Annotated in this window: 14 protein-coding genes; 13 read left to right on the top strand and 1 reads right to left on the bottom strand. The window is 40.9% G+C overall.

Annotated features, from left to right (window positions below; genetic code table 11):
• Positions 1-81 precede the first annotated feature (81 nt).
• From M2444_RS21165 to M2444_RS33590, 7 genes are all read left to right on the top strand, one after another.
• Positions 82-318 carry a glutaredoxin family protein gene (locus tag M2444_RS21165; protein WP_094871082.1) on the top strand — a complete coding sequence of 79 codons (237 nt, stop codon included), beginning with the start codon at positions 82-84 and terminating at the stop codon, positions 316-318.
• 105 nt (positions 319-423) lie between these two features.
• Positions 424-753, top strand: coding sequence for a four-helix bundle copper-binding protein (locus tag M2444_RS21160; RefSeq protein WP_094871080.1), 330 nt, complete (start codon positions 424-426; stop codon positions 751-753).
• 201 nt (positions 754-954) lie between these two features.
• Complete coding sequence (locus M2444_RS21155; protein WP_280787956.1) at positions 955-3,387, top strand: heavy metal translocating P-type ATPase; 2,433 nt, start codon at positions 955-957, stop codon at positions 3,385-3,387.
• A gap of 27 nt (positions 3,388-3,414) precedes the next feature.
• Entirely contained in the window at positions 3,415-4,041 is a 627-nt protein-coding gene (locus M2444_RS21150; RefSeq protein WP_280787955.1) for a nitrite reductase, read from the top strand.
• Positions 4,042-4,274: 233 nt separating this feature from the next.
• On the top strand, positions 4,275-5,273 hold the full coding sequence (locus M2444_RS21145) for a protoglobin domain-containing protein (protein WP_280787954.1): 999 nt from the start codon (positions 4,275-4,277) through the stop codon (positions 5,271-5,273).
• 144 nt (positions 5,274-5,417) lie between these two features.
• Positions 5,418-5,555, top strand: a complete 138-nt coding sequence (locus tag M2444_RS21140) for a hypothetical protein (RefSeq protein ID WP_280787953.1) — start codon at positions 5,418-5,420, stop codon at positions 5,553-5,555.
• A 7-nt stretch (positions 5,556-5,562) separates the two neighbouring features.
• The gene (locus M2444_RS33590; protein ID WP_481857515.1) at positions 5,563-5,763 is read left to right on the top strand and encodes a dihydrofolate reductase family protein; all 201 of its coding nucleotides are present in this window, start codon (positions 5,563-5,565) and stop codon (positions 5,761-5,763) included.
• 63 nt (positions 5,764-5,826) lie between these two features.
• On the opposite strand, the gene M2444_RS21135 is transcribed toward M2444_RS33590, so the two are convergent.
• Positions 5,827-5,997, bottom strand: coding sequence for a hypothetical protein (locus M2444_RS21135; RefSeq protein WP_156113190.1), 171 nt, complete (start codon positions 5,995-5,997; stop codon positions 5,827-5,829).
• Positions 5,998-6,189: 192 nt separating this feature from the next.
• On the opposite strand from M2444_RS21135, the gene M2444_RS21130 reads away from it, so the two are divergent.
• From M2444_RS21130 to M2444_RS21105, 6 genes are all read left to right on the top strand, one after another.
• Complete coding sequence (locus M2444_RS21130) at positions 6,190-6,999, top strand: CPBP family glutamic-type intramembrane protease (RefSeq protein ID WP_280787952.1); 810 nt, start codon at positions 6,190-6,192, stop codon at positions 6,997-6,999.
• A 135-nt stretch (positions 7,000-7,134) separates the two neighbouring features.
• The gene (locus tag M2444_RS21125; RefSeq protein WP_280787951.1) at positions 7,135-9,522 is read left to right on the top strand and encodes an ATP-binding protein; all 2,388 of its coding nucleotides are present in this window, start codon (positions 7,135-7,137) and stop codon (positions 9,520-9,522) included.
• The gene (locus M2444_RS21120) at positions 9,500-10,156 is read left to right on the top strand and encodes a response regulator transcription factor (protein ID WP_094876917.1); all 657 of its coding nucleotides are present in this window, start codon (positions 9,500-9,502) and stop codon (positions 10,154-10,156) included. The genes M2444_RS21125 and M2444_RS21120 overlap by 23 nt, the downstream gene beginning before the upstream one ends.
• A gap of 63 nt (positions 10,157-10,219) precedes the next feature.
• Complete coding sequence (locus M2444_RS21115) at positions 10,220-10,747, top strand: DinB family protein (protein WP_280787950.1); 528 nt, start codon at positions 10,220-10,222, stop codon at positions 10,745-10,747.
• 16 nt (positions 10,748-10,763) lie between these two features.
• The gene (locus M2444_RS21110; protein ID WP_179283668.1) at positions 10,764-10,907 is read left to right on the top strand and encodes a hypothetical protein; all 144 of its coding nucleotides are present in this window, start codon (positions 10,764-10,766) and stop codon (positions 10,905-10,907) included.
• Positions 10,908-11,071: 164 nt separating this feature from the next.
• On the top strand, positions 11,072-13,033 hold the full coding sequence (locus tag M2444_RS21105; protein ID WP_280787949.1) for an ABC transporter ATP-binding protein/permease: 1,962 nt from the start codon (positions 11,072-11,074) through the stop codon (positions 13,031-13,033).
• The last annotated feature ends 2 nt before the right edge of the window (positions 13,034-13,035 follow it).

The raw sequence follows: 13,035 nt of genomic DNA, 5'->3' as shown, positions 1-13,035 counted from the left end.
CCTTTTTTTATTTAGATTCATATATAGTATAGGGGGGTATACTAGTGTTGTTAGGAGATATACTGAAGGAGGACGACCCATATGAACGTAGAGGTATTTACAACACCGACTTGTGAGGATTGCAGAAATTTTAAAAAGTTCTTAAGTGAGCATCATATTCCATTTTCTGAATTTAATATTGCAGATCATCCTGACCATGCAGATACGTTATTTAATCGAACTGGAAAAAGGCTGGTTCCTACCATTTTCATTAACAATCAGGTATTTTTCGGATTTGTGTTCAATCGTCAAGAAATTGAGAAACAGTTACTTGTCTAGTGTTTAGTTCCGGATAATTTCTTTGAGCATGATAAGTTAGCTCACGATTGGGTATATATAGAGTAGGGGACTATACTAAATTACATCCTGAGAGGAGCTTTTATGATGTCACATCAAAACTATAAAGCGTGTATTGAAGAGTGTTTAAAATGTATGGTGGCTTGTAATCACTGTTACTCATCTTGCCTGGAGGAAGATCATGTAGCAATGATGAAGGAGTGCATTCGCCTGGATCGTGAATGTGCAGATATATGCGGATTCACTGCGCATGCCCTTTCAATGAATAGTAAATATGCCAAGGCCTTATGTTTAGCTTGTGCTGAGGCTTGTGAAGCTTGTGGCAACGAATGCCAAAAACATGACCATGATCATTGCCAGCAATGTGCAGAAGCATGTTTTGCCTGTGCGAAAATTTGCCGTGAAATGGCCGCTTAACTCAGTAGGACTCTCTTCAGAGAGGATTCATGAAGGAGTTTTCTCAGAAACAGGATTCTGTTACTGAGAGGACTCCTTTTTAAGTGTTTGGTGTATAGCTTGTCGCTTGACATAATATAGGGTAGGGGGGTATGCTAATGTCAAGGAGAGGAAGATACAAACAATAGAAATCATCACAAAAGTGGAAGAGGTGTTTATATAATGACTACTGCTGCGGCGGGACAATCACAAACTTCATTACAAATCACAGGGATGACTTGTGCTGCTTGTGCAAACCGCATAGAAAAAGGCTTGAACAAGTTAGAAGGTGTAACAGAAGCCAACGTAAACTTTGCAATGGAAAGGGCTACGGTGACTTATGATCCGAGTATAGTGGACGTAAGTAAAATGGAAGCAAGTATTCAGAAGCTCGGGTATAGCACGGCTAAAGAAGCTGTAGATTTACAGCTTGTAGGTATGACATGCGCTGCTTGTGCATTGAAAATTGAAAAGACTCTGAATAAGCTACCAGGTGTAAGCATAGCCAACGTGAACTTTGCGATGGAAACAGCACATGTCGAATATAATCCCGTTGAAGTTTCTGTATCTGATATGCAGAAGCGGGTGGATAAGCTTGGCTACAAGGCTGTTCCCAAACAAGAGCAAGGTGATCCAGCCAAACAGCGACAACAAGATTTAACCAAGCAAAAAAGCAAGCTTCTAATCTCCGCGATTCTATCCTTTCCATTACTGTGGGCTATGGTGAGCCACTTTTCGTTTACTTCGTGGATTTGGCTGCCTGACCTTTTTATGAATCCATGGTTCCAATTGATTTTGGCAACACCAGTTCAATTTTATATTGGTAAACAATTTTACATCGGTGCTTATAAAGCAATACGTAACGGCAGTGCGAACATGGACGTTCTAGTTTCCCTTGGGACCTCGGCGGCGTTTTTTTACAGCTTGTACCTAACCATAGTTTGGGCTGCAAATGGTGGGAGCGCGCATCATGGACCAGAAATGTATTATGAGACGAGTGCAGTATTAATTACCCTGGTTCTAATGGGAAAATTGTTCGAATCCTTGGCAAAAGGACGGACATCTGAAGCTATTAAATCCTTGATGGGACTGCAAGCCAAGACAGCTTTAGTTGTCCGTGACGGTGAAGAATTAAGCATCCCTGTAGAGGAAGTTATTACTGGTGATATAGTACTTGTTCGTCCAGGGAATAAAGTACCTGTAGATGGTGAAGTGCTGGAAGGGATCTCGTCGGTAGATGAATCCATGCTGACAGGGGAAAGCCTTCCTGTGGAAAAGAAAGCCGGAGATTCCGTCATTGGAGCGACGATTAATAAAAACGGTATGCTTCGAATTAAGGCCACAAAAGTAGGGAAAGAAACCGCTCTTGCGCAGATTATTAAAGTAGTAGAAGAAGCGCAAGGTTCGAAAGCTCCTATTCAACGGGTGGCAGATGTTATCTCCGGTATTTTTGTTCCTATTGTTGTTGGGATTGCCGTTATTGCATTCTTGGTGTGGTACTTCATCGTAACACCGGGTGATTTTGCAGGAGCTCTGGAAAAAGCAATCGCCATACTAGTTATCGCTTGCCCTTGTGCCTTGGGTCTGGCTACGCCAACCTCCATTATGGCTGGTTCCGGACGTGCAGCTGAACTGGGAATCCTGTTCAAAGGCGGAGAGCATTTAGAGCAAACACATAAAATTGACACGATCATCTTAGATAAAACAGGTACAGTAACAAAGGGGAAACCCGAGCTTACCGATATTTTGGTCGAAGGTAATGAGACAGAATTTCTTAGACTGGTGGGTGCAGCTGAGAAGAATTCAGAACATCCACTGGCAGAAGCTATTGTCGCAGGCATCTTGGAAAGAAATATTGAAATGCCAGCGACAGACTCTTTTGAAGCGATACCGGGGTATGGGATTAAGGCTGTCGTGGAAGGCAAGGAGCTGTTAATTGGTACTCGGCGTCTCATGGACAAATACGGCGTAGAGGCAAGTCATGCTTATAACATCATGTCTACTTTAGAAGAATCCGGTAAAACAGCAATGCTTGTGGCTATAAATAAAGGGTACGTGGGTATGGTAGCTGTTGCGGACACCATCAAAGAAACCTCTCAGGCTGCTGTCAGTCGCTTGAAAGGAATGGGCATCCAGGTCATCATGATTACCGGAGATAATGAACGTACGGCAAAGGCCATCGCAGCTCAAGTTGGCATTGATCATGTACGCGCTGAGGTGCTTCCAGAAGGAAAAGCGGAGGAAGTGAAAAAATTACAAGCGCGAGGAAAGATAGTAGCTATGGTTGGCGATGGCATTAATGATGCTCCAGCCCTTGCAACTGCAGATATTGGGATGGCTATCGGTACCGGTACGGATGTGGCTATGGAAGCAGCGGATGTTACTTTAATGCGAGGCGATCTATCCAGTATTCCTGATGCCATCTACATGAGCCGTAAAACGATGACTAATATTAAACAAAATCTATTCTGGGCACTTGGCTACAACTCACTTGGCATCCCAATTGCAGCACTTGGTTTCTTGGCTCCATGGGTAGCGGGTGCGGCAATGGCTCTCAGTTCGGTTTCCGTTGTTCTTAATGCACTACGTCTGCAACGTGTGAAGATCCGTAACTAAATGGTTAGAGGAATGGAGACGGAGATCATGGGAGAGATCACGAAAATTGCAATTGCGCCTCCAATTCAAGTGGGGGGAAGTCTGTTTACGCCAGCGCAGCTTGCTACAATAGGAGCTATTCTAGGGACGAATGCAGGAATTGAAATGACATCTTTTAAACAGCTTTATTTGGAGGTTCCTCTGGAACAGCGTGAAGAGATCGTAGAACAACTTGAGCTTCTAGGCTTGGAAGTATATTCAGCTGGTTTTGTCACGAAAAGCCTGATTGCCTGTAATTTCTGCAGAGGGGCTGAGGAAGCAGGTCTGGCAGTTGCACAGAAATTAAATCAGTCCATAGCAGGGATTGAAACACCTATGCCACTGAAGATTGGTTATGCGGGCTGTGCACTCGGTACTAGTGAGCCTTTGCTGAAAGACATTAGCGTTGTCAAAATGCGTAATACCTATGAGATTTTTGTTGGAGGAGAACCGAAAGGGCTTAAAACTTCGATTGCACAATCCCTTAGGTCAGGGCTAAGTGAAGATCAAATCATTCCAGTAATTTTATCATTGATTAACTACTATAAGGCCAACGCTAAAGGCAAAGAGAAATTCAGGAAATTCATTGACCGGATGACGATAGAATTACTGCAACAAGTTGTTGCTGTGGGGTAAGGTTATAATGTTAAGAGGGGCTTCCTTTACAGGAGCTCCTCTTTTTTGTGTGATCTAAGAATAATGCTACGAAATGCAAAGTTTGTAAAATTAATAAACTATTTAAGTAAATAAAGTGTTAAAATTTATAAAAATAATACCTTTATTATCAAGATAAATAGATGCCATAGGGGATGGCATGGAAGATGCGATGATCATTATATAAACAAAATGAGAGGGAAGTTGACCAAATTATGATCAATCTTAGTTTAGAGCGACAACAGCAAATTAGCTATATTGGGATTACTGAGGCTGATTTAAATGTATTGAAAGGGAAGGAAAAAGAATTCAAGCAAATCGTAAGCTCCCTTGTAGATGAATTGTATAAGCAGATGATAGAGGAGCCTGAGCTACTCCATATCATTGAACAGCACAGTACACTTGATCGATTGAAGGAAACGCAGCAGTGGTATTTTTTATCCATGGCCTCGGGTGTGATTGATGAAGCCTTTATTGAAAGACGCCTGCTTATAGGTAAAATTCACTCGCGTATTGGTCTGACAACGAATTGGTATTTGGGTACTTACATATTATATTTAGATCTCGCTACAGCTTATTTTGAACGGATATTACCGACTGATTGGAAACCCGTCATACATGCATTAACCAAGATGTTTAATCTGGATTCACAGTTGGTTCTTGAAGCCTACGAAGTCGATGAAAAAGCAAAAATAGAAAATTTATTGGAAAAACAAAACCATTTGCTTACAGGTGTTAGTTCTGCGGTTCAAGAATTAGTATCCTTAATGGTTCAACTGAAAGATAGCAGTGAATCCATCGAGGAATTAGCTAGTAAGAATGCTGATTATCAAGAGAAAACACATCAAACTGTGTTATATCTCGACAAAGAGGTAGAGTCTATTCATCAAGTGGGTACAATGATTAGGGAAGTGGCTGATCATACGCATCTTTTGGGCTTAAACGCAGCCATTGAAGCAGCAAGAGCAGGGGAGTACGGAAGAGGTTTCGAAGTCGTCGCGAATGAAGTACGCAAGTTAGCTCGCCGCTCTAAAGATTCAATAGGAACGATTGATGAGAAGCTGAATAATATCAACTCCACACTGTCCAAGGTGAAAAAAGAATCAGAACACAATTCCATGTATTCCAGAGATCAGGTGAAGGGCTCTCAAGAACTGGCCTCCTTCGTGAATCTGATTGAAAAAGTGACCGTCGAGTTAGAAAACTTGAAATAATCAAGAATGTCTTATATTGCGGATCGAGTGTTAAGTACTCATTTCTGGTACAAGGAGTGATGAGTGTGCCTGTAGATCATCATGAACAAGATGCAGAAAATTCATCTAGAAAGATTCTAGCAGGATTAGGGTGACGATTTACCCATGGCAAGATTCCTGAACCATTCTGACAAATATCTGGTCTCCAGTACGATTACAGAGGACATGCTCGAATGGCAACCTGCAAGCCTGATCAAGGGCAATCTCTTCGAGGAGATAATGAAGCTAAAGCAAACAGCCTGAAAAGAACATTCAGGTCCCTGGTAGTCCGAAATTAGTCAGATCCCTATTACAAAATGTATTGTTAAATGAGCTTAGGCTTAATATCTGTCCCGTAGTCGTTGGCTCTGGATTGCGTCTTTTTGACGAGATCACGAATCAAGTCCCACTTCATCTTGTGGACTCAAAAGCTTACAGTAACGGTGTAGTAGGCTTAACGCATCGCATATAATCTTTGAAATGAAACACTCCTTCAGAATATTCTGAGGAGTGTTTTTTTGTTTAACAGTGCGGTTTAGACGTCGGTTTTGGAAACACCGTTTAAGCTGGGAACATAATCGGCAGCTTTATCGATGTTAACCATCTGAGCCGCTTCATTAAAGTTATTGTTATTCTGTGCATTGTTTTTCTTACTTGGTTGATGTTTGCCTGGTTCACCTTTGGGACTGGCGTTATTTTTTGGCATGACATTCACCTCCATATTCTCCCCATAGTATGAGAAGGTAGTTTGAGTTTTATGCCAGATGAGGAGGTTTTGAGGTGCACCACCGCAAAAGATTTGCGGGTTTAACGGCAGTTATTTTCGGTGAAATGACCTGGCTTCTATTGTAGAATTGGATTATATAGGAAAAATAGGCGTTTAATTATAAAAAGGTAGGTGAGAATATTGCTCTCTGACAAGAAACAATCTCTTCTATTTATTATTATGGTGTGGGCAATGGCACTTGGGATGCTGCTACTCCCAGAATCAGCACAAGGTCTGTACGGTTTTACCCCGTTGCTCACAGTATTTCTCATGATGTTCTTGATTGTACGCGATGGTTATCGTGCTGAGGGCTGGAGAAGGTTAGGTTTCAGATTTAGAGGTGGGAAAGAATACATATTGGCTTTGGTTATTCCCTTAATTTCACTAGGAGCGGGTTATGCTGTCTATTGGACAGGATGGGCATCAAGCTTGAATCCTCCAGATTCATGGATCAAGACGGCTATATATTTGGTCGTTTATATTGTTCTGGGTTCGCTATCTGCATTGGGGGAAGAAATAGGATGGAGGGGCTGGCTGCTTCCGCGCTTTCAATGGATGGGAAGAGTTAGTTCCAGTATCACAATGGGTTTTATCTGGGCAATATGGCATTATCCCGCGATTCTTGGCCCACGTGCCTATCATTCTTCAGGGAACCGCTGGCTTGTGTTGACCCTGTTCACTTTATCCGTTGTATTTGCGGGAATTATTATTAATGAACTGCGTCTGACCTCTGGCAGTATATGGCCGGCAGTGCTTTTACATGGAACTAATAATGCTCTAGATAGTGTGTTGCGCAGTATTACTTCGAGTTCATCACCGATGCTAGAGTATGTAGCTGGAGAGAGTGGTTGGGTCCCGGTAATTTTATATGGTGCTGTAGCAGTTTGGATTCTGAATCGAAACCTCAGGATTAAACGGCAGCCGATCAGTTTAGCGCAATAACTCTTGCGTTCGTTTATAAATGAAGGAATATCATGCATAAAAGTATATTATTCCCTATTGAATTCATTTAAGATAGTAGAGGATACATGATCTGAATTACAAATATGTATAATTTTGTTCTTCCGGGGGATTCAAATGAGAATGAAACTCCGTTATTTTTTCATATCAGGGTTACTATGCGTTTTTGCCTTTCTTATCATTCATTTTGTGGGAATCATTCACTCCAATATCTTACTTGAAGTTGGCCTGGAGCAGAATGAACAAGGACAATATTATATCGCAGAGGTCGACGTTTCCAGTGAGGGCTATAAGCAGAATTTACGGGAAGGGGATATTTTAGTAGCGGTTAATGGAACACCGATTGAAAAAGTGGATGGACCGGTGAGATACGGAAATCTCACGCAAGTTCAATCCATTGATCTCCTCCGTATTTCTAAAGAGGGTATCCTGATCGCAGAACATTATGATATCAAGAATAAATTGTCGGTATATCATACGTTCACACAGCTTGTAGTACCTGGAGCAACCTTTGTTTTTTTGATGGTGTTAAGTCTTCTTTTATACCGTAGAAAAAATGGAGAACGCGCAGCTGAACTGCTGATTTTGTTCTTTTTATTGGTGGGAGTGACGTACTTCGCCGGATATGCCTCAAGCAGATCAGATCTCATCGGTAGAATTACTATGAGTGGCTTACTACCTTTAATCCCGCTGGTGTTTATCCACTTTGTCCAAGTACATCTGAAAGGATTTAATGTTCTATTTCTTTCTAATTTTCTTATCAAGACATCCTACGGATTCGTCATTTTACTTGGTATGGTTTCAAGCTTTAGTTTAGTTATTTACTCCTGGGATAGAGCCTTATATTCCTTTATGCGTCTAATTATTATTGGTTTTTTTGTTGTAGGCATCTTATACAGCATATTTAAGCTGCTCTATGTATACATCAATTATCGGAGCACAGCACTTAAATCGATGCTTAAAATTATGCTAACCGGACAAATCCTTGCGTTTACACCATTTATTTTTCTTTCAGCTGTGCCGATAGCTTTTGGGATCGACTTGATTCCTTACGAAATCACTACGATTTTCTTGTTTTTAATGCCAGTTACCTATTTTTATCTGCTCACTGCTAAACAGCTATTTGATATTGATTTCGCTTTTAGTCGATTCAAATATGATCTGTTCATTGCTTTCATTCCGGCGCTAATCATTGTGGTAGTACTGGCGATCATTCAGAGTAGGCCGGAATATGATTGGATCAAATGGGTTCAGATGTTTTTGGTGGTGTATTTATCGATTACGACTTTCTTATTTTTTAAGGAGAAAATAGATCATTATTTCCGGCCTAAGCTGGTCCATGAACTTCATCATTATCAAGGGAGTTTGGAACGATTCTCTAAGCAAATCTCAAAGGTTATGAAGGTATCTGATTTGGAAGCTGCACTCAACAAGGAGATCAATGAGATTTTACCGGTTAATCGGTTGGCTTTTTTTGAGATAGATGAGGATGAGAATTTGCATAGTCTCGAGCCAATCGTGGATGATTCTGGCCAAGACATCTATATACAATTTGTATCACAATACCCTGTTCTTAAAGTAGGGGAGGTCATTCAACTTCAGCAAGGGATCCTACTAGTGATAGGTCGCCATAAAAAGAGTGTTCATCTCCTATGGATCGATCATAAGAAGAATCATATCAAGACGAATAGGGATGAGCTAAATTGGTTAAACACCATCGCAAACTATGCAAGCATCGTCTATGAGAATTTATATCTGATTGAAGGTCTGATTGAAGACCTTGAAGCTGAAATGAAAAAAGAGCAACATGGGTCACCCTGGGTTCTGCGCCTGATTTTTAACTTGTCAGAGAATGAGCGAAGAAAGCTGGCGGCAGATTTACACGATTCTGCCCTTCAAGATCAACTTATTTGGCTTCGTAGGCTAGAAACGCTGATCTCCGATCACGACATTTCAAAAGAAATCTTACCGGAGCTGCTTCAGATCAAAGAGGGGCTGTTGGATGTTATCTATCAGATCCGGGAGACTTGCAATGAACTGCGTCCTCCGCTTCTTAGGGAAGCTGGGATTGTGAAGGCGCTGGAAATTTTATTTGAGTATGCTCAGCTGCAGTCCAATTATTTTATTAGCTTTACATCAAATCCGATAGGCGAGTTAAGTGATGAATTGGTGATAGCTCTTTATCGAATTGTGCAGGAACTTCTGAGAAATGCCGGGAAGCACGCCAAGGCAAATCAGATTGAGATTGAACTGGAACAGAAAGAGCAGCTCTATTTCTGTTACAAGGATGATGGAGTAGGAATGAATATCGGAGATATTAAAGAATCATTTCATCATATGGGCTTGTCCGGTATCAAAGAGCGTGTAGCGAGTTTAGAAGGAAAATGTAAGTTTAACTCGGAGAAGGGTAAAGGGTTGGAGGTTACTATTTATTTACCGACAATGACACTTGTAGAGGAGAAAAATAGAGGAGGCGATGACGATGATACGTATCTTGTTGGTTGACGATCATCCTTCAGTTGGAGAAGGAACCAAAAACATGATTGAGCAGGATGCTGATATGGAGGTAACCTTTGTTTTGTCAGCAATGGAAGCTTTCGATAGGCTGGAGCAGCAAGGATTTGATGTGATATTATGCGATCTTAATATGCCTACCATTAGCGGACTCGAATTCACCAAAAGAGCCGTTCAGCGTGATCCCGAATCTAAAGTAGTGATATATACCGGATATGAAATCAGTGCGCATTATAACCTGTTGATAGAGTCAGGGGTTACAGGATTTATCTCTAAGACAGCTTCCAGAGAACAGTTGTTAAATATCATTCGTTGTGCACTAAGAAATGAGGCTGTCATTCCAGTATCTTTACTAAAGCAGCTGCGCAGAAGTGATATCAAGATATCCAGTAACCGGGATAATCAGTTCATTGAAGAAGTATCTATTAATCAAAAAGAACAAGAGATACTCCAAGAAGTTGCCAGTGGAAAAAGCAACAAAGACATAGCCAGCAAACTTTTAATGTCACAAAGAACTGTGGAGTATAACTTGACGAGAATCTTTGAGAAGCTGAGTGTACACTCCAGATCCGAAGCTATCGTGGAGGGAAAACGGCTGGGACTTGTTAGAACGGAGCAATTTTGAACTGGACAAATACATAGTCTTGTTAAATTTACAATTTCGAAGATATGAAGGAGAGATCACACTATGATCGACATGGACAAAATATATCTGATTACAGATATCCCCGGTTATTCACCGCAAATTAGTCGTCTTTTATCCATGATGAACTATGCGAGACACACAACACTACAAGCCGTTGCCGGTCTAACAGTGGAACAACTGGACTACTTATTGGACTCAGAAAGCAACTCCATTGGAGCGTTATTATCACACTACGCTGCGGTAGAATATGCGTATCAAGTGGCAACGTTTGAGGGAAGAGATTTGTCTGAGGAAGAATTAACCATATGGGGGCCAGCGTTAAGCTTAGGTGACGAAGGGCGAGAAATGATTAAAGGGAATGATCTTAACTATTATTTAGACCGTTTAAATGAAGTAAGAGAAAGAACGTATGCATTGTTCGCAAACGTTGATGATGACTGGTTATATACAGAAGAGGAATTCTGGCATAACAAACAGGCGAACTACTATTTCATGTGGTTTCATGTATTCGAAGATGAAATTAATCACAGAGGCCAAATTAGATTGTTACGAAAAAGAGCGCTAGCTTAAAGAAAGGGGAACATGAATGGAGTTCATAGAGAAGAGTATTAAGCCTTTATTTAACAAGTATCCGTTGTTCTCTAAATTTATCTTAGCAGTGCTAATCTTTGATATCGTTTATTACGCAGGTAAAGAAATTGGGCGAATTGCCTATTATATGACTCACTAATTTCTTATAGATCAGGACAAGACAACCTCAGTTATTGAAGGTTGTCTTTTTTCGCTGCAAATCATGAAAGTCTCCAGTTCATTATCAGTTCACATAAATTTGTTAGGATAGGCAACATCAAAGACAGAGAAAAAGAGCGTGACCCAGGAGAGGAAGAGATCGGAATGAACATATTAGAGGTTAAGAATGTTAAAAAATCGTATACTTTGTATGGTAAGGAAAAGGTTCCAGTACTCCATGATGTGAATTTAAGCTTTGAGACAGGTGAATTTGTTTCCATCCTCGGTGAGTCTGGTTGCGGAAAGTCCACACTAATGAATATCATTGGTGGAATGGACTCTGATTATGAAGGCGATGTCCTTGTTCGCGGGAAGAACCTAAGCAAGATGACCGAAAAGGAAATGGATGACTATCGCAAAAACAACATCGGCTTCGTATTTCAAAACTTTAATCTGATTCCACACTTATCCGTCTTGGAAAATGTTACGGTTGCGATGCAGATGACGAATACAAGCGAAAAGGAACGTAATAAGCGTGCTATAGAGATTTTGACGGAGGTAGGATTAAAGGATCATCTGAAAAAACGTCCGAATCAACTGTCCGGTGGACAGAAGCAACGGGTATCCATTGCACGCGCATTGTCGAACAATCCAGATATTATACTGGCAGATGAACCTACGGGTGCGCTGGATAAGGATACAGGGGATCAAATATTAGTCTTGTTGGACAGCATAGCGAAAAGAGGGATTTTGGTCATTACCGTGACCCACTCGCAGAAAGTAGCTGATTACGGTAGCCGTATCGTTAAGCTTGAAGAGGGATTGGTTAAAGACGATATTCATTTGAAGGAACGTTCCATGGCTACCTACAATGGTGGAGATGGTTCGGCTCGAAACCTCAGCTTAATGGCTTCTTTCAAAATGGCTCTTCAAAATATGAAGCTTAATGCCAAACGTAATGTATTGGTAGCATTGGGTGGTTCGATAGGTATTTTAAGTGTACTTTTGATGCTTTCCTTAGGAAATGGGATCACGAGCTATATTAATAATGAAATAAATTCAAGTATGGACCCTTTGCTGGTGGATATCACTAAGCCAAATCCAGAAGCCAAGGACATGAAGGGCCCAGAAGCGATGATGTTACCCGGCGTTACGTTTACAAAGGCCGATGTTGAAACGATTCGTAACCTTCCAAATGTAGATCATGTAGAGTCCATAACAACCATTACAGGCAAATCTACTACGGTTTTTGGGGAACAAACGAGTAGTCTTACACAATTAACCACCTTAAACGATACGTTTGATAAAGCGACGATTAAAGCAGGGGCTTTACCGAAAGAAAATGAAGTATTATTACCAACGAAAATAGCGAGTCAATTAAGTGGAAATGACCAACCGAATGCTATGGTAGGGAAGTCTATTCATCTGTATATTAATGAAATGGATGCTAAACATAAACCGATCACATTGGAAAAAGAAATCACGGTCTCTGGTGTTTATGAAGCCACTGATCCAAGAGCGCAAATGTCACCAACAGGATATATTCCAACACAGACACTGGAGCAAATGTATATTGATAAAGGGATTACCATTGGCCCGATTCAGGTTAATGCTTTTGCAACGGATATGAAATATGTGAATGATATTAATAAAGCGGCTGTTGATGCGGGCTTCTCGGGCTCCCAAACGGCAAAAATCATGGAGCGTATCACAACTTATGTGGATATGGCTACGATCGTTCTATCTGGTATTGCGGGGATTTCGCTCATCGTATCAGGGATTATGATATTGGTTGTACTTTATATTAGTGTAGTGGAACGGACTAAAGAAATTGGGATCCTTCGTGCGATTGGGGCAAGAAAGAAAGATATCAAGCGAATATTCTTTTCCGAATCCGCATTATTGGGAATATTTAGCGGTGTCTTCGCCATAATCTTTGCAGCTATCATTAGCTTTGGCTTAAATATACTTCTGGAAAATGCATTTGGCGTAAAGCTTATTAACTTATCTGGATCTTATATCGTATTCGGATTAGTAGTAAGTACAGGGATTAGTATTATCGCTGGTTTGATGCCTTCATCGAAGGCTGCCAAGCTCGATCCGATGGAATCTCTACGATACGAATAAAT

It is taken from the genome of Paenibacillus sp. PastF-3 (assembly GCF_029893135.1).
GTDB lineage: Bacteria > Bacillota > Bacilli > Paenibacillales > Paenibacillaceae > Paenibacillus_AQ > Paenibacillus_AQ nitricinens.
Note: the sequence above shows the minus strand (reverse complement) of the source record. Positions and strands in the feature narration are given on the sequence as shown.